The organism is Streptomyces sp. NPDC003697 (genome assembly GCF_053587115.1).
Genome location: NZ_JBSFNN010000017.1, coordinates 1 through 22,908 on the forward strand (window position 1 = coordinate 1; position 22,908 = coordinate 22,908).

Annotated in this window: 18 protein-coding genes; 10 read left to right on the top strand and 8 right to left on the bottom strand. The window is 72.2% G+C overall.

All coding sequences use genetic code 11. The features are described from left to right. Nucleotides 1-212: nitrilase-related carbon-nitrogen hydrolase (locus ACWDNY_RS09670; protein WP_451645182.1), on the top strand; the 212-nt coding region annotated here is incomplete at its 5' end. Nucleotides 213-612: 400 nt separating this feature from the next. Here ACWDNY_RS09670 and ACWDNY_RS09675 read toward each other — a convergent pair. Both ACWDNY_RS09675 and ACWDNY_RS09680 read right to left on the bottom strand, forming a co-directional pair. Next, nucleotides 613-1,584, bottom strand: coding sequence for a pirin family protein (locus ACWDNY_RS09675; protein ID WP_451645183.1), 972 nt, complete (start codon nucleotides 1,582-1,584; stop codon nucleotides 613-615). A 137-nt stretch (nucleotides 1,585-1,721) separates the two neighbouring features. After that, on the bottom strand, nucleotides 1,722-2,195 hold the full coding sequence (locus ACWDNY_RS09680) for an SseB family protein (RefSeq protein ID WP_361510986.1): 474 nt from the start codon (nucleotides 2,193-2,195) through the stop codon (nucleotides 1,722-1,724). A gap of 143 nt (nucleotides 2,196-2,338) precedes the next feature. On the opposite strand from ACWDNY_RS09680, the gene ACWDNY_RS09685 reads away from it, so the two are divergent. The 4 genes from ACWDNY_RS09685 (at nucleotide 2,339) to ACWDNY_RS09700 (ending at nucleotide 6,626) form a co-directional block, all read left to right on the top strand. Continuing rightward, nucleotides 2,339-4,165, top strand: coding sequence for an acyl-CoA dehydrogenase (locus tag ACWDNY_RS09685; protein WP_451645184.1), 1,827 nt, complete (start codon nucleotides 2,339-2,341; stop codon nucleotides 4,163-4,165). 81 nt (nucleotides 4,166-4,246) lie between these two features. Next, nucleotides 4,247-5,593: a M18 family aminopeptidase gene (locus ACWDNY_RS09690; RefSeq protein ID WP_451645185.1), complete on the top strand. Its 1,347-nt coding sequence runs from the start codon at nucleotides 4,247-4,249 to the stop codon at nucleotides 5,591-5,593. A gap of 136 nt (nucleotides 5,594-5,729) precedes the next feature. Then, nucleotides 5,730-5,978, top strand: a complete 249-nt coding sequence (locus ACWDNY_RS09695) for a DUF6458 family protein (RefSeq protein WP_451645186.1) — start codon at nucleotides 5,730-5,732, stop codon at nucleotides 5,976-5,978. A gap of 144 nt (nucleotides 5,979-6,122) precedes the next feature. Beyond that, entirely contained in the window at nucleotides 6,123-6,626 is a 504-nt protein-coding gene (locus tag ACWDNY_RS09700) for an LURP-one-related/scramblase family protein (protein WP_451645187.1), read from the top strand. Between the two features lie 19 nt (nucleotides 6,627-6,645). Here the strand turns inward: ACWDNY_RS09700 and ACWDNY_RS09705 are convergent, their stop codons facing one another. Continuing rightward, nucleotides 6,646-8,802, bottom strand: coding sequence for an ATP-binding SpoIIE family protein phosphatase (locus ACWDNY_RS09705; protein ID WP_451645188.1), 2,157 nt, complete (start codon nucleotides 8,800-8,802; stop codon nucleotides 6,646-6,648). A gap of 204 nt (nucleotides 8,803-9,006) precedes the next feature. Between ACWDNY_RS09705 and aspS the strand changes: the two genes are divergently transcribed. Beyond that, entirely contained in the window at nucleotides 9,007-10,770 is a 1,764-nt protein-coding gene (gene aspS, locus ACWDNY_RS09710; protein ID WP_451645189.1) for an aspartate--tRNA ligase, read from the top strand. Between the two features lie 154 nt (nucleotides 10,771-10,924). On the opposite strand, the gene ACWDNY_RS09715 is transcribed toward aspS, so the two are convergent. Continuing rightward, nucleotides 10,925-11,530: a Uma2 family endonuclease gene (locus tag ACWDNY_RS09715; protein WP_451645190.1), complete on the bottom strand. Its 606-nt coding sequence runs from the start codon at nucleotides 11,528-11,530 to the stop codon at nucleotides 10,925-10,927. A gap of 582 nt (nucleotides 11,531-12,112) precedes the next feature. Between ACWDNY_RS09715 and ACWDNY_RS09720 the strand changes: the two genes are divergently transcribed. Together ACWDNY_RS09720 and ACWDNY_RS09725 are read left to right on the top strand one after the other, a co-directional pair. Beyond that, on the top strand, nucleotides 12,113-12,988 hold the full coding sequence (locus ACWDNY_RS09720; protein WP_451645191.1) for a helix-turn-helix domain-containing protein: 876 nt from the start codon (nucleotides 12,113-12,115) through the stop codon (nucleotides 12,986-12,988). Beyond that, nucleotides 12,985-13,197, top strand: a complete 213-nt coding sequence (locus tag ACWDNY_RS09725; protein ID WP_451645192.1) for a DUF397 domain-containing protein — start codon at nucleotides 12,985-12,987, stop codon at nucleotides 13,195-13,197. The genes ACWDNY_RS09720 and ACWDNY_RS09725 overlap by 4 nt, the downstream gene beginning before the upstream one ends. Nucleotides 13,198-13,284: 87 nt before the next feature. Here ACWDNY_RS09725 and metG read toward each other — a convergent pair whose 3' ends face one another. Both metG and ACWDNY_RS09735 read right to left on the bottom strand, forming a co-directional pair. Then, complete coding sequence (gene metG, locus ACWDNY_RS09730) at nucleotides 13,285-15,003, bottom strand: methionine--tRNA ligase (protein ID WP_451645193.1); 1,719 nt, start codon at nucleotides 15,001-15,003, stop codon at nucleotides 13,285-13,287. 203 nt (nucleotides 15,004-15,206) lie between these two features. Continuing rightward, nucleotides 15,207-16,934: a VWA domain-containing protein gene (locus ACWDNY_RS09735; RefSeq protein ID WP_451645194.1), complete on the bottom strand. Its 1,728-nt coding sequence runs from the start codon at nucleotides 16,932-16,934 to the stop codon at nucleotides 15,207-15,209. Between the two features lie 279 nt (nucleotides 16,935-17,213). Between ACWDNY_RS09735 and ACWDNY_RS09740 the strand changes: the two genes are divergently transcribed. After that, a complete protein-coding gene (locus ACWDNY_RS09740; protein ID WP_451645266.1) occupies nucleotides 17,214-19,289 on the top strand; it encodes a PhoX family protein in 2,076 nt (691 codons plus the stop codon). A 174-nt stretch (nucleotides 19,290-19,463) separates the two neighbouring features. Here ACWDNY_RS09740 and ACWDNY_RS09745 read toward each other — a convergent pair whose 3' ends face one another. Both ACWDNY_RS09745 and ACWDNY_RS09750 read right to left on the bottom strand, forming a co-directional pair. Beyond that, nucleotides 19,464-20,408, bottom strand: a complete 945-nt coding sequence (locus ACWDNY_RS09745) for a hypothetical protein (protein WP_451645195.1) — start codon at nucleotides 20,406-20,408, stop codon at nucleotides 19,464-19,466. Nucleotides 20,409-20,848: 440 nt separating this feature from the next. Then, nucleotides 20,849-21,274, bottom strand: coding sequence for a hypothetical protein (locus tag ACWDNY_RS09750; protein WP_451645196.1), 426 nt, complete (start codon nucleotides 21,272-21,274; stop codon nucleotides 20,849-20,851). Nucleotides 21,275-21,463: 189 nt separating this feature from the next. Between ACWDNY_RS09750 and ACWDNY_RS09755 the strand changes: the two genes are divergently transcribed. Continuing rightward, entirely contained in the window at nucleotides 21,464-22,864 is a 1,401-nt protein-coding gene (locus ACWDNY_RS09755) for a hypothetical protein (protein WP_451645197.1), read from the top strand. The last annotated feature ends 44 nt before the right edge of the window (nucleotides 22,865-22,908 follow it).

A 22,908-nucleotide genomic window follows, 5' to 3' on the forward strand; every position in this document is an offset into this window, starting at 1 on the left:
TGCTCGCGTGCGGAACGGCGGGCACGCACGCGGGGGTTCGGCAGGCGGGTCACTCGATCGTGGTGGACCCGTGGGGCGAGGTGCTGGCCGAGGCGGGGCACGACGAGCAGGTCCTCACGGTCGACTTCGACCCGGCGAGGACGGCCACCACGCGGGAGCAGTTCCCGGCCCTGAAGGACAGGGTGCTGGGCCTGGAGCCGCCGCGGCGGTGACGCTGCGGGGCGTCGACCGGCCCGTCCCCGGTGAACCCGGGACGGGTCGCGTGGGTATCCCCCCGGGCGAACGGGGGCGGCCCGGAGCGGGCCGCGAAGGGCGGCCGACCAGACTGATCCGCATGACGCGGACCCACGGCAACCAGGCACGCGGCAACAGGCCGGCACGACGCAGACCGCCGGCGATCGGACCCGCGGCGACCAGGCCCGCACGACGCGGCCCCCGAGCGATCGGACCCACGGCGACCGGACCGGCGTGCGGCGGACCCGTCTGCGGCAGGCCACGGGCGCGGCCGCACGAGAAGACCGAACCGGTGACCTGCGGGGACATTCCCGCGGGTCACCGGCCCGGTCCGCTGCTACGACCTCCAGGAGGCCGGCTCGACGCCGAACCCCGGCGTCACAGCCCGCCCTCGGTCATGCCGTGCACCGCCGGGACGGAACCCAGGCGGCCCTTCTGGAAGTCCTCGAAGGCCTGCTGGAGCTCCTCGCGGGTGTTCATCACGAAGGGCCCGTAGTGGGCCATCGGCTCGCGGATCGGCTGCCCGCCGAGCAGCACGACCTCCAGGTCCGGGGTGTGGGAGTCCTGCTTCTCGTCCGCGCGGACGGTCAGCGAGGAGCCGGCGCCGAACACGGCTGTCTGGCCCAGGTGGACCGGGCGCCGCTCGGCCCCCACGGTGCCCCGGCCGGCCATCACGTAGGCGAGGCCGTTGAAGTCCTCCCGCCAGGGCAGGGTGACCTCGGCGCCGGGGGCGAGCGTGGCGTGGATCATCGTGATCGGCGTGTGCGTGACGCCGGGGCCCTGGTGGCCGTCCAGCTCGCCGGCGATGACGCGGAGCAGCGCGCCGCCGTCGGGGGAGGTGAGCAGCTGGACGCTGCCGCCGCGGATGTCCTGGTAGCGGGGGGCCATCATCTTGTCCTTGGCCGGGAGGTTCACCCACAGCTGCAGGCCGTGGAAGAGGCCGCCGGACATGACGAGGGACTCCGGCGGGGCCTCGATGTGGAGCAGGCCCGCACCGGCGGTCATCCACTGGGTGTCCCCGTTGGTGATGGTGCCGCCGCCCCCTTGGGAGTCCTGGTGGTCGAAGACGCCGTCGATGATGTACGTGACGGTCTCGAAGCCCCGGTGCGGATGCCACGGGGTCCCCTTGGGCTCCCCGGGCTGGTATTCCACCTCACCCATCTGGTCCATCATGATGAACGGGTCGAGGTGGCGGTAGTTGATCCCGGCGAACGCCCGGCGCACCGGGAAACCCTCGCCCTCGAAACCGCTCGGGGCGGTGGTGACGGCGAGCACGGGACGTGCCACGGCGTCGGCGGGCGCGGTCACCCGGGGCAGCGTCAGCGGGTTCTCGACGGTCACTGCAGGCATGTCGGTACCTCCTTGTGCGCTCACTTTAGTTGAGCGTTGAACTTTCCGCCAGCGCGAACAGAGGAAGCCCGGAGGGCATTCCCTCCGGGCTTCGTCGCGCCGTCGGTCTCCGTCCGACCCGGTCAGCCGGACAGCCCCTAGCCGTACATCCGGCGCATGGCGAAGTCGACCATCTGCTCGACCGCCTTCGCGTCGAAGACGATCCGGTGCTCGCCCTCCATGTCGAGCACGAAGCCGTACCCGGTGGGCAGCAGGTCGATCACCTCGGCGCCGGTGATGACGAAGTACTTGGACTCCTTGCCGGCGTAGCGGCGCAGCTCCTTCAGGGACGTGAACATGGGGATCACCGGCTGCTGCGTGTTGTGCAGGGCCAGGAAGCCGGGAGTGTCGCCGCGCGGGCAGTACACCTTCGACGTGGCGAAGACCTGCTGGAAGTCCTCCGCGGTCAACTGCCCGGTGGTGAAGGCGCGCACGGCGTCGGCGAGCGACGGCGGCGACGGCTCCGGATAGAGGGGCGGCTGCTGGCCGTATCCGCCGACGCCCCCCGGCATCTGCTGCTGCGGCGGGACGTATCCCTGCTGCGCGCCCGCGCTCTGGTCGTAGCCGTACATGCGCGTAAGCGTACTGAGTCACAGAAGAACGGTTCGGGGTTGCGTCTTATTACCGACGGGTAGCATCATCGGAGCTACTTGTTGGTACGCGAACCAGATGCGAGGAGCCAGTGCCTCGCCGAGTCCTAAACGGAGCCGTCGCCATGGGGCACTACAAGCCGAATCTCCGCGACATCGAGTTCAACCTCTTCGAAGTGCTCGGGCGCGACAAGCTGTACGGCACCGGCCCGTTCGAGGAGATGGACACCGAGACCGCCAGGAGCGTCCTGGAGGAGCTGGCCCGCCTCTCGGAGAACGAACTGGCCGCGTCCTTCGCCGACGCCGACCGCAATCCGCCGGTCTTCGACCCGGAGACCAACACCGCGCCGGTCCCCGCGTCCTTCAAGAAGAGCTACCAGGCCTTCATGGACTCCGAGTACTGGCGGCTCGGTCTGCCCGAGGAGATCGGCGGCACCACCTCGCCCCGCTCCCTCATCTGGGCCTACGCGGAGCTGATCCTCGGTGCCAACCCGGCCGTGTGGATGTACTCCTCCGGCCCGGCGTTCGCCGGCATCCTCTTCGAGGAGGGCAACGAGGTCCAGAAGCACATCGCCAAGATCGCCGTGGACCGGCAGTGGGGCTCCACCATGGTGCTCACCGAGCCGGACGCCGGTTCGGACGTCGGCGCCGGCCGCACCAGGGCCGTGCAGCAGGAGGACGGCTCCTGGCACATCGAGGGCGTCAAGCGCTTCATCACCTCGGGTGAGCACGACATGTCGGAGAACATCCTCCACTACGTGCTCGCGCGTCCCGAGGGCGCCGGCCCCGGCACCAAGGGCCTGTCCCTCTTCCTCGTCCCGAAGTACCTCTTCGACTTCGAGACCGGTGAGCTGGGCGAGCGCAACGGCGTCTACGCCACGAACGTCGAGCACAAGATGGGCCTGAAGGCCTCCAACACCTGCGAGATGACCTTCGGCGACAAGCACCCCGCCAAGGGCTGGCTGATCGGCGACAAGCACGACGGCATCCGCCAGATGTTCCGCATCATCGAGTTCGCCCGCATGATGGTCGGCACGAAGGCGATCTCCACGCTCTCCACCGGCTACCTCAACGCGCTGGAGTACGCCAAGGAGCGCGTCCAGGGCCCGGACCTGGCCAACTTCATGGACAAGACCGCGCCCAAGGTCACCATCACCCACCACCCCGACGTGCGCCGCTCGCTCATGACGCAGAAGGCCTACGCGGAGGGCATGCGCGCCCTGGTCATGTACACCGCCTCGGTCCAGGACGAGATCCAGGTCAAGGAGGCGAACGGCGAGGACGCCTCCGCCGAGCACGCCCTGAACGACCTGCTCCTGCCGATCGTGAAGGGTTACGGCTCCGAAAGGGCCTACGAGCAGCTCGCCCAGTCGCTGCAGACCTTCGGCGGCTCCGGCTTCCTGCAGGAGTACCCGATCGAGCAGTACATCCGCGACTCCAAGATCGACACCCTCTACGAGGGCACCACGGCCATCCAGGGCCAGGACTTCTTCTTCCGGAAGATCGTCCGCAACCAGGGCGCCGCGCTGAACTCCCTCGCCGAGGACATCAAGAAGTTCCTGGCGCTCGGCACCGGCGGCGAGGAGCTGGCGGGCGCCCGCGAGCACCTGGCCAAGGCCGCCGTCGAGCTGGAGGCCATCGTCGGCCTCATGCTCACCGACCTCGCGGCCACCGAGCAGGACGTCAAGAACATCTACAAGGTGGGTCTGAACACCACCCGCCTGCTGCTCGCCTCCGGTGACGTGGTCGTCGGCTACCTGCTGCTGAAGGGTGCCGCGATCGCCGCCGAGAAGCTCGAGACCGCCTCGGCCAAGGACAAGGCGTTCTACACCGGCAAGATCGCGGCGGCGAAGTTCTTCGCGGCGAACGTCCTGCCGGGCGTCACCCTGGCCCGCAAGGTGTCGGAGGGCGTCGACCTGGACCTGATGGAGCTGGACGAAGCCGCCTTCTGAGCCCGGCTTCCACACCATCCTCACCGAGGGCCCGCTCCCACCACAGGGAGCGGGCCCTCGTCCGTCGTTAAGGTGAACTCCATGAGCGAACCCTCCCGCCCGTCTCCCGCCACCTCCCCAGGGAGCACCGCCCCCGCGACCCGGACGTTCGACCGCGGCCACACCGACGACCTGATGTCCTTCCTGGCGGCGAGCCCGTCGCCGTACCACGCCGTGGCGAACGCCGCAGAGCGGCTGGAGAAGGCCGGGTTCCGGCAGGTCGCCGAGACGGAGGTCTGGGACGGGTCGAGCGGCGGAAAGTACGTGCTGCGCGGCGGCGCGATCGTGGCCTGGTACGTGCCCGAGGGCGCCGCTCCGCACACCCCCTTCCGCGTCGTCGGCGCCCACACCGACTCGCCCAACCTGCGGGTGAAGCCGCTTCCCGACACCGGCGCGCACGGCTGGCGGCAGGTCGCCGTGGAGATCTACGGCGGGCCGCTGCTCAACTCCTGGCTCGACCGCGACCTGGGCCTGGCCGGCCGGCTCACCCTGCGTGACGGCTCGACGTGCCTGGTCAACGTTGACCGGCCGCTGCTGCGGGTCCCGCAGCTCGCCATCCACCTGGACCGCTCGGTGTCGGCGGAGGGCCTCAAGCTGGACAAGCAGCGCCACCTCCAGCCCGTCTGGGGGCTCGGCGACGACGTGCGCGACGGGGACCTGATCGCCTTCCTGGAGGAGGAGAACGGCCTCCCGGCGGGCTCCGTCGCCGGCTGGGACCTCATGGTGCACTCCGTGGAGCCGCCGGCCTACCTCGGCCGGGACCGCGAACTGGTCGCCGCCCCGCGCATGGACAACCTGCTTTCCGTGCACGCCGGCACCGCCGCGCTGGCCGCGGTCGCGACCTCCGGCGCCGCCCTGCCCCACATCCCCGTGCTCGCCGCCTTCGACCACGAGGAGAACGGCTCCCAGTCGGACACCGGCGCGGACGGTCCGCTGCTCGGCGGCGTCATCGAGCGCTCGGTGTTCGCCCGCGGCGGTTCCTACGAGGACCGGGCCCGCGCCTTCGCCGGCACCGTCTGCCTGTCCTCCGACACCGGCCACGCCGTCCACCCCAACTACGCCGAGCGGCACGACCCCACGCACCACCCGCGCGCCGGCGGCGGCCCCCTCCTCAAGGTCAACGTCAACAACCGCTACGCCACGGACGGCGCGGGCCGTGCGGTGTTCGCGGCGGCCTGCGAGAAGGCCGGCGTGCCCTTCCAGACCTTCGTCTCCAACAACTCCATGCCGTGCGGGACCACCATCGGCCCGATCACGGCCGCCCGGCACGGGATCCGGACCGTCGACATCGGCGTGGCCATCCTGTCGATGCACAGCGCCCGCGAACTGTGCGCCGCCGACGACCCGTTCCTCCTGGCGAACGCGCTGGTGGCGTTCCTGGAGGGCTGAGCGCGGCCACGCACCGAGGGCCCGTGGGCGCCCCCTGACGCATGCTCATCCGTTGCGGGGGTATCCGGAGTTGACCGGAAGGGACCGGAACAGGCCGGAACCGCCGGACCTGACACCGGACAGGGAGGCGACACACATGGGCCTCGGCGGATGCATCATCCTCATCGCCGCGGGAGCCATCCTCACGTTCGCGACCGACTGGGACATGCAGGGGGTCAACCTCGATCTGGTCGGCATCATCCTGATGATCGTCGGACTGATCGGCGTGACGACCTTCAGCAGCATCGCCCGGCGCCGCCGCGTCATGGTGCCGCCCACCACGACGGTCGTCGAAGAGGAACGGCACCACACCCGCGACGGCTACAGCGACGGCTACGGCGTGTGAGTTCGGGCCGGGGCGGGCGTCCCTGCCGGCCGGGGCAAGGCACAGCCGGTCCGTGCCGGCCTCGGCCCGCGGGGCCACCGGCCGTCTCAGCCCGTCGGGCTACCGGCCGCGTCGGGGCGCGGCGGCCGGGGAAGCGGTGAGGGCATGAGACTCCTCGTACGCGACCGCATCCTCGGCATCGGTGACGACTACTGGATCGAGGACGAGCAGGGAAACAAGGTCTTCCTCGTCGACGGCAAGGCCATGCGGCTGCGGGACACCTTCGAGCTGAAGGACGTCCGGGGCCGGGTCCTGATCGACATCCACCGCAAGATGTTCGCCCTGCGGGACACCATGGTGATCGAGCGGGGCGGTGAGCCCCTGGCGAAGATCCGGCGCAAACGGCTGTCGCTGCTGCGCAACCACTACCGGGTGTCCCTGGTGGACGGCACCGAACTGGACGTCAGCGGCAAGATCCTCGACCGCGAGTTCGCCGTCGAGTACGACGGGGAGCTGCTCGCGGTGATCTCCCGGCGATGGCTGAGCGTCGTGGAGACCTACGGCGTGGACATCGTGCGGGAGGACGCGGACCCGGCCCTGGTCATCGCGGTGGCGGTGTGCGTGATCCACCTGGCGGAGAAGGAGCGGGAGGGACGCGACGATCAGTGACGGGCGGCCGCGGCCGGGGTCACTGCTTGCCGGGCGGCTCGTACAGCTCGAACCAGATGCTCTTGCCCACGCCCTGCGGATCGACCCCCCACGCGTCGGCGAGCAGCTCGATCAGCAGCAGCCCGCGCCCGGACGAGGCCAGCTCCCCGGGCCGGCGCCTGTGCGGCAGGTCGTCGCCGGCGTCGGTGACCTCCACCCGCAGCCGCCGCTCGCCGCCCCCGCCGCCGTTCGTGCCGCCGACCTCGGCGACGAGGAAGGCGTCGGTGTCGGTGTGCACCAGGACGTTGGCCAGCATCTCCGACAGCAGCAGCACGGCGGAGTCGACCTGCTCGCCAGAACTCCAGTCGTGCAGGAGCTGACGCAGCTGCTCGCGGGCCACGGCGACCTGCTCGGGTTCGGTCTGCGCGATCGTCATCAGGCTGCGGCGGGTGCCGAGCCGTCCGCCGGGCGCGCCGGCCGGGACCTCTCGCCGCCGGTTCAGCAGGAGTACGGCGATGTCGTCCTCGCGCCGGTCGGCGAGCGGGCCGGTGGTGTGGTGCGAGGACGGCCCGTGCACGGCCTGCACGAGCGCGTCGGCCAGCTCCTCCGCGCCGCCGCCATGCCGCTCCAGGATCTCGCGGATGCGCTGCCAGCCGGACTGCAGGTCGTGACCGCCGGTCTCGATCAGGCCGTCCGTGCAGATCAGCATGGTCTCGCCGGGGCCCAGGGTGAAGCGGGTGGTCGGGTAGTCGGCGTCCGGGTCGATGCCGAGGGGCAGGCCGCCCGCCGTCGGCCGCTGCAGCACCGTCCCGTCCGGCGTGCGGATCACCGGTTCGGGATGTCCGGCGCGGGCGATCTCCAGGACGCCGGTCCGCGGGTCGACCTCCGCGTACAGGCAGGTCGCGAAGCGCAGGTCGGGGTCGCCCGAGCCGTCGTCGGTGATGCCGTTCAGGAAGCGGGAGGCGCGGGCGAGGACCGCGTCCGGGCGGTGGCCCTCGGCGGCGTAGGCGCGCAGGGCGATGCGCAGCTGGCCCATGAGGCCGGCCGCACGCACGTCGTGGCCCTGCACATCGCCCATGACCAGTGCGATCCGGCCCGCCCTGGACCTCTTCCGGCGGCCGGTGCCGCCGGGCAGCGGGATCATGTCGTACCAGTCGCCGCCGACCTGGAGCCCGCCGCCGGTGGGGATGTAGCGCGCGGCGACGTCCATGCCGGGGATCCCGGGGCCGAGGGAGGGCATCATCGAGCGCTGGAGCCCCTCGCTCAGCTCCCGCTCGGTCTCGGCCGTCTCGGCCCGGGAGAGCGCCTGGGCGAGCATCCGGGCCACCGTCGTCAGCACCGAGCGCTCGTCGGGCGTGAAGGCGACCGGGTGGGCGAAGGCGGCCATCCAGGCGCCCATGGTGCGGCCCTGGACGGTCAGCGGCAGGAAGGCCCAGGACTGGCGGCTGAAGCGCTGGGCGAGCGGCCAGGTGAGCGGGTAGCGGGTCTGGTACTCCTGCGGGGTGGAGAGGTAGACGGCGCGGCCGGTGCGGACGACCTCGGCGGCCGGGTAGTCCGTGTCCAGGGGCATGTGCACGAACGGGCTCTCGTCACCGGGCTGCTGCCCGTGGTGGCCGATGATCGTCAGCCGGTCGCCCTCCACGCCGAAGACAGCCAGCCCGTCCGGTGAGAAGCCGGGCATCGACAGGCCGGCCGCGACGCGCAGCACCTCCGCCGTGGAGCGCGCCTCCGCGAGCGCGCGGCCCGCGTCCAGCAGGAACGCCTCGCGGGAGCGGCGCCAGTCGCCCGTGACGGTGGCCCCCGAGACCGGTGAACCCGGTGTCGGCTCGGTCACCTCCTGGAGGGTGCCGATCAGCTGGTAGGCCCGCTTGTGGGGGTCGAAGGTCGGCTTGGAACGGCTGCGCACGACACGGACGACGCGACCGCGTTCGTCCATGATCCGGATGCGTACCTCGGCGAGGGTGCCCTCCGCGGCGGCGAGCTGGACGACTCCGGTGATCTCGTTCCAGTCCACCGGGTGGAAGCGGGCACGGACCTGGGCCTCGGTGAGCAGGGCCTGGCGGGCGGGCAGCCCGAGCAGCCGTGCCGCCTCGGCGTCGACCGTGACCAGCGCGGTGGCGGTGTCCCAGTACCACGTGCCGGTCGCGAGGGAGGCGAGAACGTCCCCCACGGCGGGCAGGGGCTCACCGGTGCGCATTGCCCCACTGTAAGAAGATGCACTCGGGCGTGGCCACCGAGGGCGCACGCCCGTGCGAACCCGCGTGCTCGCCGGTGACCGGACGCGATCTCGTGCCGTGCGTCCTGCGCGAGGGCGATCCCCGCGTGCCCGGTAGGCTGGGGAGGCAGTTTCACGTGAAACGTGAGACACAGACCCCGATCCGCGAAGGCTGGATGAACGACGATGCATCGGTACAGGTCCCACACCTGCGGCGAGCTCCGCGCCTCTGACGTCGGCACCGACGTCCGGCTGAGTGGCTGGCTGCACAATCGGCGCGACCTGGGCGGCATCCTCTTCATCGATCTGCGCGACCACTACGGCATCACCCAGCTCGTCGCCCGCCCCGGCACGCCGGCCTACGAGGCGCTGGACAAGCTCTCCAAGGAGACCGTGGTCCGGGTGGACGGCAAGGTCGTCTCCCGCGGCCCGGAGAACATCAACCCCGACCTGCCCACCGGCGAGATCGAGATCGAGGTCGGCGAGGTCGAGGTGCTCGGCGCGGCCGCCCCGCTGCCGTTCACGATCAACACCGAGGACGGCGTCAACGAGGAGCGGCGCCTGGAGTACCGCTTCCTCGACCTGCGCCGCGAGCGCATGCACCGCAACATCATGCTGCGCACGGCGGTCATCTCCGCCATGCGCCAGAAGATGTCGGCGATGGGCTTCAACGAGATGGCGACGCCGATCCTGTCCGCCCCCTCCCCCGAGGGCGCCCGCGACTACGTCGTCCCCTCCCGTCTGCACCCGGGCAAGTTCTACGCCCTGCCGCAGGCCCCGCAGCAGTTCAAGCAGCTGCTGATGATCTCCGGCTTCGACCGCTACTTCCAGATCGCGCCCTGCTTCCGCGACGAGGACGCCCGCGCGGACCGCTCCCCGGGCGAGTTCTACCAGCTCGACGTCGAGATGAGCTTCGTCGAGCAGGAGGACGTCTTCCAGCCCATCGAGAAGCTCATGACCGAGCTCTTCGAGGAGTTCGGCGGCGGCCGTCACGTCACCTCGCCGTTCCCGCGGATCCCGTTCCGCGAGGCGATGCTGAAGTACGGCTCGGACAAGCCGGACCTGCGCGCCAAGCTGGAGCTCGTCGACGTCACCGACGTCTTCGAGGGCTCGCAGTTCAAGGCGTTCGCGGGCAAGCACGTGCGGGCGCTGCCGGTGCCGGACGTCGCCTCGCAGCCGAGGAAGTTCTTCGACCAGCTCGGTGACTTCGCCGTCTCGCTGGGCGCGAAGGGCCTGGCCTGGGTGCGGGTGGCCGAGGACGGTTCGCTGACCGGCCCGATCGCGAAGTTCCTCACCGAGGAGAACGTCGCCGAACTGACCAAGCGTCTGGCGCTGTCGCCCGGTCACGCGGTCTTCTTCGGCGCCGGCGAGTTCGACGAGGTCTCGAAGATCATGGGCCCGGTGCGGGTGGAGGCCGCCCGGCGCGCCGGTCAGTTCGAGGACGGCGTCTTCCGCTTCTGCTGGGTCATCGACTTCCCGATGTACGAGAAGGACGAGGAGACCGGCAGGATCGACTTCTCCCACAACCCCTTCTCGATGCCGCAGGGCGGCCTGGAGGCCCTGGAGACGCAGGACCCGCTGGACATCCTGGGCTGGCAGTACGACATCGTCTGCAACGGTGTCGAGCTGTCCTCCGGCGCCATCCGGAACCACGAGCCGGAGATCATGCTCAAGGCGTTCGAGATCGCGGGCTACGACCGCGAGACCGTCGAGGAGCAGTTCGCGGGCATGCTCCGCGCCTTCCGCTTCGGCGCCCCGCCGCACGGCGGCATCGCCCCGGGCGTCGACCGCATCGTGATGCTGCTGGCCGACGAGCCCAACATCCGCGAGACCATCGCCTTCCCGCTCAACGGCAACGCCCAGGACCTGATGATGGGCGCACCGTCGGAGCTGGACGAGGCGCGGCTGCGGGAGCTGCACCTGTCGGTGCGCAAGCCCCAGCCGAAGTAGTCCCGACCGGCAGAACAGCGGCCCGGAGCCCCGACGGGGACTCCGGGCCGCTGTCACGTGGCGCGGATCCCGCCTCGGGCCGGCCGCATGGCGTTCCGGCCGGCGTCCGGCCGAGCCCTTCATCAGGAGGGGGGCTGCATGCCGTGAGCGGGTCTTACCGCTGCTTGTCGCTTCCGTAGCGGGGCAGGCCCTCGGTGGAAATCGTCCAGTCGCCGACCGTGACGTCCTCGCCGTAGACGAAGTCCTTGCGGGTGGCGTAGCGGGGGCCGTCGGGGGTGGGGTGGATGTCGGTGAGGATGGCGCCGGTGCCCGTGCGGGGGTCGAAGATCGCGTAGACGGGGATGCCCATGAGGGCGTAGTCGCGCATCTTGGTGACCCAGTCGTTGTCCGGGTTGGACCTGGATACGATCTCGATGGCGGCGATGACGGTGTGGGGGTCGATGGAGCCTTCGACATTCAGGTCCGCCCATGGGATCACCATCACATCGGGGTGCCGCATGATCCCCTCAGGCTCGTCTTCCACGTCAGGCGTGCCGTTGTGAGCCAGCAGATCGTCCGGCATGACCTTTTCCAACCGGCGGCTGACCTGCGCGGCCGTGACCTCGTGAGGTCCTCCCGGCGACATCATGTCGTGAACGATCCCTTCCTTGGTGATCTCCAACTTGCCGGGGAGGGTGCCGTCCGTGGACTCCACGAAGTCGCGCATGGCCCGGTACAGGTGGGAGGTGCCGTGCCGCGCGTTGTCCGGGGCGATGGTCATGGCGCTCGCTCCTCGTCGTCTGTGCCCAGGGGCAAGGATCGTCGCTTTCATGCTAGGCGGCCTCCGGGCAATCGATCGGACCGGCAGTCGCGGCGGCGGCCGGCCACGGGGGGCGCGGAAGGCGCGGTCGCAGCCGTCGCAGGTCTGGAGGGGCTGTCGGGGTTCGTCCCGGCGAGGGCCGTCGCATGTCTGGGGTAGTCGAGTACCGCTGGCGCTGAGCGTAGGGCAGGCAACCGGTCCCCAATCCAGCCCACCTGGGCATATTCACTCGCCCGGGTGAGATTGCCCGGCGGGAGGGAGGGGTGGGGCTTGGACGGGTGCTTTCTCCCCAGTGGGCAGTGCATGGGGAGCGCAGGTCGGGCCGGAGACGGGGAGGTCAGGTCCCGGTGACTGCGGGGCGGCGGGTGGGGATTCCCCGTTCGCGTCACTCAGGGTGGCCGGATGTGCGTACCGTGAGGAGTCATCACGCTGCTACGTACGGTGACTGTCCTCGATGGCCGGTGACGTCCGGGCTTGTGGGAGCGGGGCGGGGCGTACGGGTACGGCGTGGCTGGTGCAAGGCGGTACGACGGAGGGGCGCGCATGTCGGTGGACGGCGAGGTTCGGCAGCTGAGGACCGAGGCTGACGAGCCGGGGTGGGAGGTGGACCCGGACGACGAGTGGGGCGTGGCCGTGGTCGCCACCGTGGGGCGGCAGTTGAAGCTGCGGCGCGAGGCGGTGGGGATGCGCGCCGGCGAGTTCGGCAAGGCGGTGGGGTACGGCGAGGATCTCGTCTACAAGATCGAGAGCGGAAAGCGGATTCCCCGGCAGGAATACCTGGAGAAGGCCGACGAGGTGCTGGGCGCCGACGGGCTCGTCGCGGCGGCCTGGGAGGACGTGAAGAAGGTCCGGTATCCGAAGAGGGTGCGGGAGCTGGGAAAACTGGAGGGCAAGGCGGTTGAGATCGCTCTCTACGAGTGCCACATCGTCCCTGGCCTGTTGCAGACGTCGGACCACGCACGATCAGTGATCGGGGCAGCACAGCCGCCGTACTCGCCCGACGATGTGGACCGCATGGTGGCCGCTCGTCTTGCCCGACAGTCGGTCTTGGACCGGTCGCCCGCTCCAGCGCTCAGCTTCGTCCTGGAAGAGGGGGTCCTGCGGCGTCCCATCGGGGGCAGAATGGTGTGGCGTCAGCAGCTTGAGCGTCTGCTGGAGGTGGGACGGTCGCACAACGTCGTGCTTCAGGTGATGCCGATGGACTGTGACACCCACTCCGGACTGGACGGTCGGATCGAGCTGCTGAAGTTCCCGGACGGTACGGCGGTGGGCCGCTCCGACGGCGCCTTCAATGGTCGGCCGATCCACGAACTCAAGCACCTGCGCATCCTTGAGCTGCGGTATGGCACCATCCGGGCTCAGGCGCTCTCGCCACGGGAGTCGCTGGCCTTCATCGAGCAACTGCTGGGAGAGACATGAACCGCGAGAGCACTGCCGGGGAAACCGCCGAGCTGGCGTGGTTCAAGAGCAGCTACAGCGGCGGCAACGACGGCAACTCCTGCGTCGAGATTGCCGTCACCCCCGGCACCATCCACGTCCGTGACTCCAAATACCGCGACGTCAGCCCTCGTCTCGTCCTCGGGCCGGAGGCATGGGTGGAATTCGTGGTTCACGCTTCGGGGCGCTGACCTAGCAGCAACGACCGTGCCCCGCTCCTGGTGGTCAGCAGGAGCGGGGCACGTCGGTGTACGGGGCGGAACAGCGCAGGCGCTGGGTCACGCGGCCGGTTCGCCGCCGAAGCGGTTCTTGTAGTCCTGCAGGTCGTCGTCGGTGAGCTTGGCGAAGAGCACCGGCGGGACGGTGAAGGGCGTGCCGGCGGCGACGGTGCGCAGGGACTTCGCCTCCTCGGCCGTCACCCACGTCGCGGTGTCCTCCGTCAGGGCGAAGGCGTCGCGCATCCTGCGGGCCGTGGCCGGGATGAACGGCTCCGAGACCACCGCGTACAGGTGGATCAGGTTCATCGCGGTGCGGAGCGTCAGGGCCGCGCCGTCCTTGTCCGTCTTGATCTCCAGCCAGGGGGCCTTCTCCTCCAGGTAGGAGTTGCCCGCCGACCACAGGGCGCGCAGGGCGGCCGCCGCCTTGCGGAACTGCGTCGTCTCCATGTGGGACTCGTACTCGGCGAGCAGCGCCGCGATCTCCTCGCCCAGCTTCGCCTCCGCCTCACCGGGCTCGCCGCCCGCCGGGACCTCCTCGCCGAAGCGCTTCTTCGAGAAGGACAGCACGCGGTTGACGAAGTTGCCGAGGGTGTCGGCCAGGTCCTTGTTCACCGTGGCCGTGAAGTGCTCCCAGGTGAAGGACGCGTCGTCCGACTCGGGCGCGTTGGCGATCAGGAAGTAGCGCCAGTAGTCCGCGGGCAGGATCTGCAGGGCCTGGTCGGTGAAGACACCGCGCTTCTGGGAGGTGGAGAACTTGCCGCCGTAGTACGTCAGCCAGTTGAAGGCCTTGACGTAGTCGACCTTCTTCCACGGCTCGCGCACGCCGAGCTCGGTGGCCGGGAACATCACCGTGTGGAAGGGGACGTTGTCCTTGGCCATGAACTCCGTGTAGCGGACGTCGGTGTCGACGTCGTACCACCAGGACCTCCAGTCCCGGTTCTGCGGGTCCTGGTCGGCCCACTCCTTCGTCGCGCCGATGTACTCGATCGGGGCGTCGAACCAGACGTAGAAGACCTTGCCCTCGGCCGCCAGCTCCGGCCAGGTGTCCGCCGGGACCGGGACGCCCCAGTCCAGGTCACGGGTGATCGCGCGGTCGTGCAGGCCCTCGTTCAGCCACTTGCGGGCGATGGACGCGGCGAGCTGCGGCCAGTCGTCCTCGTGGCGGGAGACCCACTCCTCGACCTCGTGCTGAAGCTTGGACTGGAGGAGGAAGAGGTGCTTCGTCTCGCGGACCTCCAGTTCCGTGGAGCCGGAGATCGCCGAGCGCGGGTCGATCAGGTCCGTCGGGTCCAGCACGCGCGTGCAGTTCTCGCACTGGTCGCCGCGGGCCTTGTCGTAGCCGCAGTGCGGGCAGGTGCCCTCGACGTAGCGGTCCGGGAGGAACCGGCCGTCGGCGGGGCTGTACACCTGGCGGATGGCGCGCTCTTCGATGAAGCCGTTCTCGTTCAGCTTGCGGGCGAAGTGCTGGGTGATCTCGACGTTCTCCGCGCTGGAGCTGCGGCCGAAGTAGTCGAACGCCAGCTCGAAGCCGTCGTAGACGGCCTTCTGGGCGTCGTGCGCCTGCGCGCAGAACGCGTCCACCGGCAGGCCCTGCTCCTTCGCGGCCAGCTCGGCGGGGGTGCCGTGCTCGTCGGTGGCGCAGATGTACAGGACCTCGTGGCCCCGCTGGCGCAGGTAGCGCGCGTACACGTCCGCCGGGAGCATGGACCCCACCATGTTGCCCAGGTGCTTGATCCCGTTGATGTACGGAAGGGCGCTGGTGATGAGGTGTCGAGCCATCGCGGGCTGCTCCCAAGTCGCTACGTGGGGTGACGCGGGGCGGCTTTTCCGGGCCGTCCGATTCGTCTACGAACCTTGAAATCGTAGCCGACACGGGTGCGCCGCCCGCTTCCCGTTTTACGGGGTGGGACGCGGGCGGCGCGGTGGCGGGTGCGGGGCGGGCCCGGCGGCGGGTGCCGCGGGGGGTCCGCTGGTCCGGGCGGTCAGGGGCGCCAGGCCGCCAGGATGCCCTCGTACAGCTCCTGGTCCGTGAGCTCACGCGGGGTGGGGCCGGCGTGGAAGAAGGACGTGTTGCCCGTCTTCAGCTTGCGGAGATAGTCGAACGCCTTGTTGTCGTGCTCACCGAAGGCGACGAAGGAGAAGAACACGGCGGGGTGGCTCTTCGCCGCGTCGGTGAGGGACTGGGTGGCAGGGGTCTTGGCGTCGGGGGCGCCGTCCGTCTGGAAGACGACCAGGGCGGGGGTGTCCGGGCCGGCCTCCTGGTCGTGGTGGGCGAGCACCGCCTCGACGGCCGCGTGGTAGCTCGTCCGGCCCATGCGGCCGAAGGAGGCGTGGAGCTCGTCGATCTTGTTCTCGTAGTCGGTGAGGGTGAGGTCGCCGGCGCCGTCCACCTCCGTGGAGAAGAAGACGACGTGCACCGTGGCGTCCGGGTCGACGTGCGCGGCGAGGGCGAGGGTCTGCTCGCCGAGGGCCTGGGCGGAGCCGTCCTTGTAGTACGGGCGCATGGACGCGGAGCGGTCGAGAACGAGGTAGACCTTGGCGCGGGCGCCGGTGAGGCCGTGCTTCGCCAGGGCGGCGGCGGCGTCCTCGCCTGCGGCGGGCTTGGCGGGGGGTTCCGTGTTGCCTGCGGCGGGCTGGTCGGCCTGCGGGTGCGGGGTGGGGGGTGCCGCCTCGGCTTCGCCTTCGGCGGGGGTGTTCCCACCCGCACCACCCGTGCGGGTCTCGTTGTCGGGTGCGGGTGGCCCCTGTGGGGCCGGCTCGCCGTCGGCGGCTTGCGGCTCGGGGGTCGCGTCAGCGGCCGGCTCGGAGGCGGAGGCGGGCTCCGGGTCGGGCTCGGGTGCGGCTTCCGGTTCGGGGGTCGGCTCGGGCGCGGTTTCCGCTGCGGGCTCGGGCTCGGATTCCGGTGCGGTTTCCGCTGCGGGCTCGGGCGTGGCTTCCGGCTCGGGCTCGGGGGTCGGTTCGGCCTCGGTCTCCGCGGAGGGCTCGGGCTCGGACTGCGGGTGTGCGGCGGTGGCCGGTTCCGGCTCCGGGGCCGTCGCGGTCGGGGGCTCTTCGGAAGCCTCGGGGGCGGGCTTCGGGTCTTCGGTGGCGGGCTCCGGCTCGGAGTCCGTCGCGGTCGGGGGCTCCTCGGTGGCCTCGGGCTCGGTCTCCGCGTCGGGCTCGGGCTCCGTCTCGGGCCCGGCCTCCGGCTTCGGCGCCTCGGAGGCCTTGGCAGGCTCCGGCTCCGGCTCGCGGGCGTCGGTGGGCTCCGGGTCCGCGTCCGGGGTCTCCGCGTCCGGTGCCGGGGCCTCGGACGTTTCCTGCGCCGGCTCCGGGGTCTCGGTCGGCTCCGGTTCCTGGGCCTCGGTGGGCTTCGGGGCCGGGGCTGCGGCCTTCGTGGTGTCCGGCTGGGGCTGTGCGGCCTCGGTGGCCGGCCCGGGGACCGCGACGTTGGCGAAGGCCGCGGCCACCAGATCGTGTTCGTCCGGGCTGGACGCGCGCGGGTCCGGGACGCGGGGCGTGGCGGCCGGGACGTTCGGTTCCGTGCGTTGCGCGGGAGCCGTCGGCTGCGAAGGGGCCGCCTCCTGAGGCGGAGTCGCGTCCTGGGGAGGCGCCGCGTCCCGTGTGGGGACCGCCTCCTGGGCCGGAACCTGCTCCGGACCCTCTGCTTCGGCCGGACCCTCCTTGCGTGATCGGCCGAACGCGTTCCGCAGGCGAGTCAGAATGCCCATGTCCGCAACCCTTCGCGTGAGTTGGTGCCCGTTGATCCCTGGCCAGGACGGACACGTAAGGTTAGCGGCCCCGGAAGGTGATCCCGGGCAGGGGAGAGGGGCGCGGGACGGGCCGTGTCCCGGGGTGCCGACGCCCTCCACGCAGGGTCACCGCCCCGTCACGGCAACGCCCGTCCGGACGGCGCCCGTTCACCACCCGTTCACGCCGCGGCAGCGCACGCGCACGGGGGCGCACCTAGCGTCACGCTGACACCTAGGGCCCGCATGGGGAGAATCGAAGTGCGCTCACTGCTGCCGCTGATCGGAACGCCGTCCGGCTCACACCCTGGCGGCCGGTCCGCCCTGACCTGCCGTTTCCGCTGCGGCGACGCCTGCTTCCACGAGGCTCCGAACACCAGCTCCAACGAGTACGCCGGGGACGTCATCGCCGGCGCGATCGCCCGCCGTTCGGTGATGCGGGCCGCCGCCGTCGTCACCGTGGCCGCCGCCACCGGCACGGCCGCCGTCGCCGGGGCCCGCCCGGCCCAGGCCGGGACCCGGACCGGGCCCGCGCAGGCGCACGGCACCTTCGGCAAGGGCGCGCGCGGGCTGCGGTTCGCGCCCGTCGCCCCGAACACCGCCGACGCCGTCACCGTCCCGGACGGCTACGGGCAGAACGTCGTCATCCGCTGGGGCGAGCCCATTCTGCGCGGTGCGCCCGCGTTCGACCCGGAGCACCAGACCGCGGCCGCGCAGGCAGGGCAGTTCGGGTACAACAACGACTTCCTCGCCCTGCTGCCCCTCCCGGGTGAGCGGCACCGCCGGCTCCTTGTGGCGAACCACGAGTACACCGACGAAGTGCTCATGTTCCGCGGCTACGACCCGGAGAACCCGACCCGGCAGCAGGCCGAGATCGCCTGGGCGGCGCACGGGCTGTCCGCCGTCGTGGTGGAGGAGGACCGCGCGACCGGCGCGCTGACCGCCGTCCACCGCCACCCGCTCAACCGGCGCGTCACCGCCACCACCGAGTTCCGGCTCACCGGTCCCGCCGCCGGGTCCGGCCTGCTGAGGACCTCCGCCGACCCGAGCGGCCGCAGGGTCCTCGGCACGCTGAACAACTGCTCGGGCGGGACCACGCCGTGGGGCACCACCCTGCACGGCGAGGAGAACTTCAACCAGTACTTCGCGAACGGCTCGCGCGCCACCGACAAGCGCTACGGCATCGGCACCGGGGCCACGGAGCGCAAGTGGGAGCGGTTCGACAAGCGGTTCGACATCGCGCGGGAGCCCAACGAGGTGCACCGGTTCGGCTACGTCGTCGAGTTCGACCCGTACGACCCGGCCTCCACGCCGCGCAAGCACACCGCGCTCGGCCGCTTCAAGCACGAGGCGGCGACCGTCCGCCTCACCGAGGACGGCCGGCCCGTCGTGTACTCCGGCGACGACGAGCGGTTCGACTACTTCTACAAGTTCGTCTCCAGCAAGAGGATGCGCCACGGCTCCTCGCGGGCCGTGCGCGAGCACAACCTGTCCCTGCTCGACGAGGGCACCCTCTACGTCGCCCGGCTCACCGGGGACTCCCCCGCCGCCCAGATCGACGGCAGCGGGAAGCTGCCGGCCGACGGGGAGTTCGACGGCGGCGGCGAGTGGATCCCGCTGGCCACCGCGACCGCGGAGGGCGCCGTGTCGCACGTCGAGGGCATGACGGCGGAGGAGGTCTTCGTCTTCACCCGGCTCGCCGGCGACAGGGCGGGCGCCACCAAGATGGACCGGCCGGAGGACATCCAGCCCTCCCCGCACACCGGCAAGGTGTACGTCGTCCTCACCAACAACACCAACCGGGGCAAGGCCGGCTACCCGGCCGCCGACGAGGCCAACCCGCGCGTGGCCAACAAGCACGGGCACATCCTGGAGCTGACCGAGCACCGCGGCCGGGCCGACGCCACGTCCTTCGCCTGGTCGCTGTTCCTCGTCGCCGGCGACCCGGCCGACCCGGCCACGTACTTCGCCGGGTTCCCGAAGGAGCACGTCAGCCCGATCTCCTGCCCGGACAACGTGGCCTTCGACCCGTACGGCAACCTGTGGATCTCCACGGACGGCAACCAGCTCGGCTCGCACGACGGCCTGTTCGGCGTCGCGGTGAAGGGCGACCGGCGGGGTGAGCTGAAGCAGTTCCTGACGGTGCCGACGGGCGCGGAGACCTGCGGGCCGATCGTCCAGGAGCGACGGGTGCTCGTCGCCGTGCAGCACCCGGGCGAGGTCGACGGGGCGTCGGTGGAGAAGCCGGCGAGCACCTGGCCCGACGGGCCGGGCAGGATCACCCGCCCGGCGGTGGTCGCCGTGTGGCGCGCCGACGGCCGCGGTGTCGGCGCCTGACGGAGGCCGCATCGGCGCCTGACGGCTGTGGAGACCGGCCGGTACGCGGGTCCGTGAGCCGGCGGCGGGGGCGCATCCCGCCGCCGGGCCCGGGTCGCGCCCGCCTGACGGTGAGCGCCGCCCGGTCCCGGCCCTTGCCCGTCCGTCGTGGAGCTCGCCGGACCCCCGGCCCCGTCAGGCCCGGGCTCGCGTCGGTCCCTCGGCCGGGGCCGGGGAGTGCCCCGCGGGCCCCTGCCGGCGTCGCATGAGACGCGGCCGGCGCGGACGGCCCGAGCGGCGGGTGAGCCAGGTGACGAGGGCGACCGTCAGCCCGAGTGCCATCAGCAGCCAGGCGACCGTGCGCAGGGTGCTCGTGAGAGCGTCGTAGACCGCGCCCACGGCCGGGTGGGAGACCTCGGCGGGCAGGTCCGCGAGGGTCAGGCTGCGGCCCACGACGAGGGCGAGCGCGAGCAGCGCGCCGCCGGTCGCGGTGCCGAGCGCGGTCGCGGTGACCGCGCGGCGGCGGCGGGTGGCGAGGGCGATTCCGGAGAGGGCGAAGGAGACGGCGGCGACGGGGAGCCAGAAGCCGGCGACTTCGAGCACGTCGAATCCCTTCCGCAGGCGGCCCAGATCCTGGGCGGGGAGCAGGGCGACCTCGGTGTGCTCGACGGGGATGCGGTCCGCGAGCGGCACGTGGTCCCGGGTGAGCTGCTGTTTGACCTGCGCGGTGACGGGGGCGAGATCGACGGTGACCGGGCGGTCGCGCCCGTCGGTCCCGTCGCGCAGCGCGCGCAGGAGCGCGCCGTGGGCGGCCCGGTTGGCCGCGTTCCACGCCGTGCGGAAGGCGTCGGTCTGCGTGAACGAGCGCACCGCGTCGTGCACGAAGGGGGCCACCGACGCCCGCACCGGGGCGACGTCGAGCCTGCGGGTGTCGATCCTGTCCATGATGCCGGTCCCGACGGTGTCCGCGACCGCGTCCCGCACGGCCGGGTCACCGGCGAGCGGCGCCATCATGGTGACGTAGCGGCCGGTGTCGGCGAGGCCGTACGCCGCCCACGCCGACAGCGCGCCCGGCGGCACGAGCAGGCAGGACAGGGCGATCAGCACGGCCGCGAGGCCGTCACGCAGACGAGGGGGCACCTCTCCAGGCAACGGCCCCGGGACGGCCTTCGCCAGCGGAGAACCGCTTTCGGGTGAGCGCCGGTGACCGGCTGTCAACGGGCGGTTGCGCACGTTCTGGCGGGTGGCCCGGCGGGGCTGCTGGGCGGGCGGTCCGGCGGGGTGGGCAGGTGAACGCCCGGCGGGCGCTGCGGGTGGTCCGGCGGGGCGGGTGGGGAACGCCCGACGGGACAGCCGGTGCGGTCTGGCGGACGGTCTGCGGTCCGGCGGCTCGGCGGGCGAGCCGGTGGTGTCCGGTGGGTGAGACGGCGGCCCGGCGGGCGGTCTGGCGGGGCGGGTGAGCCGGCGGCCGGGTGGGAGGCGGCCTGGCGGGTGAGCGAGCGGCCGGGCGGCCCGGTGGGACGCGGCCTGCCGGGCGAACCGGTGCGGTTCTGCGGGGGAGCCCCGGTGTGGTGGGCGGGCTACCCGTGCGGGGTCTGGTGCGTGTAGACCCAGTAGAAGACGCACAGGCCCAGACCCGCGCCGGTCGCCAGGCCGAGGCCGATGCCCGCCCCGACGGCGCCGCCGGTCTGGGCGTACAGGAACCCGACCGCCGCGCCGGCGAGCGCGCCCCACACCATGGCGTGCGGCACCCGGCTCAGGTGCGGGGCGAGGTACAGGACACCGGTCATCAGCAGCATCAGCACGATGCCGGTCACCAGGCCGAACAGGAAGTTGCCGACGGTGATCGGTCCGCCGTGGCGCCGGTTGGCCGCCGCCCAGTAGCCGTAGACGACGCCCACCACCGCGGGGACCGCCCACCGCCCGATCGCGTGAGTCCGCGCACTGAGGATGTCGGGCGTGCGGGTGCGCGTGGTGCCGCCGCGCGCGAGTGCCGGCTGAGCCATCGGAGCACTCCTTCCTGTCGGCCCCCGCCTACCAGCGCACACCGGCACGGGAGCGCGGGCAACTCGGCGGCCCGGACGGCGCGGTGGGCGGACCGCCGGGGACCGGCCACAGGTCCGGCACCCACCGGGGCGCATCCAGCGGCTACGGTGCTGCTGTAGGCGTCCGACAGGATCACCGACGGGGGGACGATGCCTGGAACCGTGCTGCTGCTGGCGGCCTCGCCCGTGGGCCGTGGGCGTCTGGTGGACGCCGCATCCGTGCTTCCCGTGCTGGCCGCCGTCCCGCCCGCCGTGCTCTCCGGCACGGACACCGCGACCGTCGTCGAGCTCGCCGACCCGCTGGAGCCGCAGGCCGTCCTGACCCGGCTGCGCGCCGCCGCGGCGGCCCCCGGGCCGCTGACCGTCTTCGTCACCGGCCAGCTCCAGCTCGACCGGCGCCAGCACCTGCCCCACCTGGCGCTGGCCCGCACCACCCCGGCGACGGTCCGCTACACCGCCCTGCCCTGGCACTGGCTGCGCGAGGAGCTCCGGCTGCGCCCGGCCGGGACGACGACGCTCGTGGCCGACCTGCACGCCGACGAGGAGTGCTGGCGGCTGCTGCGGACCCGTCCGCTGGACTCGGGCCGCACGGCGGCCGTGTACGGCCGGATCGCACCGCCGCCGCCCCGGCGCACGGTGGCGGCGCCGGCGTACATGAAGGCGGTGGCGACGATCCTGCGCAGCGGGCGGCGGCCGCCGCTGGACCAGTTGCACCAGCAGGTGCTGGGACGGCTGGCCGAGGAGAGCGCCGGCACGGACCTCGTGCTCACGGCGCAGCCGCAGCCACCGGCCGGCCCGTACGCCCGGACCGTGGCGGGCGGCGCGTACCCGGGCGCCGACGCGTTCCCGGGCGGCGGCGGGTACGCCGGGACCGCGGCGGGTGGGCAGGGTGGTGTGCGTACGGGGGCTGCGGTCGGTGGGCCCGGCGGGGTGTACGCCGGGGCTGTGGCCGGTGGGCAGGCGGTGACGGCCGGGACCGCGCAGGACGGGTCCGCGGGTGTTGCACCCGGGACCGCGGCCGGTGCGCCGCCCGGCACGCCGACCGGGACCGCGGCCGGTGGTGGCGCCGTCGCGGGAGCGGGCGCCCCGGACGGTGCGGGAGACGCCGGCGGGGTGCCCGGTGCGCAGGCCGATCCGCACGCCGCGATCAGCGCCTGCGTGCAGGCCGGCCGGCACGACGACGCCGACGCGCTCGCCTCCCGCTGGGAGCAGGCCGCCGTGCGTGCCCACGGAGCGGCCTCCGAGAACGCCCTGCACTGGACCGAGGTCCGCGCGGACCTGGCCATGCTCGCCGGGGACGCAGCCCGCAGCTGCCGGGCCTGGCTCGCCGTCGCCGCCACCCGCCTGGCCATGGGCCAGTCCCCCGGAACGGCCGAGGTGGAGGCCGCCGTCGACCGGGCCCACCACCAGTGGGGGCGGATCGACGATCCGGCCGAGGCCGGCGACCTCGGCCCGCTGCTCGCGGACCTGCGCGGCCGCGTGCCCGGACGGCGCCGTGGCGCGGTGGAGGACGTCCGGCGGCAGCTGGACCGGCTGCGGACCCGGCACTGAGCGCCACGGGCGGCCCGCAGCGACAGCAGGCAACGGCAACAGCA

Coding starts and splice junctions, on each gene's coding strand:
- ACWDNY_RS09675 (WP_451645183.1), bottom strand. CDS start 1,584: ATGCCTGCAGTGACCGTCGAGAACCCGCTGACGCTGCCCCGGGTGACC.
- ACWDNY_RS09680 (WP_361510986.1), bottom strand. CDS start 2,195: ATGTACGGCTACGACCAGAGCGCGGGCGCGCAGCAGGGATACGTCCCG.
- ACWDNY_RS09685 (WP_451645184.1), top strand. CDS start 2,339: ATGGGGCACTACAAGCCGAATCTCCGCGACATCGAGTTCAACCTCTTC.
- ACWDNY_RS09690 (WP_451645185.1), top strand. CDS start 4,247: ATGAGCGAACCCTCCCGCCCGTCTCCCGCCACCTCCCCAGGGAGCACC.
- ACWDNY_RS09695 (WP_451645186.1), top strand. CDS start 5,730: ATGGGCCTCGGCGGATGCATCATCCTCATCGCCGCGGGAGCCATCCTC.
- ACWDNY_RS09700 (WP_451645187.1), top strand. CDS start 6,123: ATGAGACTCCTCGTACGCGACCGCATCCTCGGCATCGGTGACGACTAC.
- ACWDNY_RS09705 (WP_451645188.1), bottom strand. CDS start 8,802: ATGCGCACCGGTGAGCCCCTGCCCGCCGTGGGGGACGTTCTCGCCTCC.
- aspS (WP_451645189.1), top strand. CDS start 9,007: ATGCATCGGTACAGGTCCCACACCTGCGGCGAGCTCCGCGCCTCTGAC.
- ACWDNY_RS09715 (WP_451645190.1), bottom strand. CDS start 11,530: ATGACCATCGCCCCGGACAACGCGCGGCACGGCACCTCCCACCTGTAC.
- ACWDNY_RS09720 (WP_451645191.1), top strand. CDS start 12,113: ATGTCGGTGGACGGCGAGGTTCGGCAGCTGAGGACCGAGGCTGACGAG.
- ACWDNY_RS09725 (WP_451645192.1), top strand. CDS start 12,985: ATGAACCGCGAGAGCACTGCCGGGGAAACCGCCGAGCTGGCGTGGTTC.
- metG (WP_451645193.1), bottom strand. CDS start 15,003: ATGGCTCGACACCTCATCACCAGCGCCCTTCCGTACATCAACGGGATC.
- ACWDNY_RS09735 (WP_451645194.1), bottom strand. CDS start 16,934: ATGGGCATTCTGACTCGCCTGCGGAACGCGTTCGGCCGATCACGCAAG.
- ACWDNY_RS09750 (WP_451645196.1), bottom strand. CDS start 21,274: ATGGCTCAGCCGGCACTCGCGCGCGGCGGCACCACGCGCACCCGCACG.
- ACWDNY_RS09755 (WP_451645197.1), top strand. CDS start 21,464: ATGCCTGGAACCGTGCTGCTGCTGGCGGCCTCGCCCGTGGGCCGTGGG.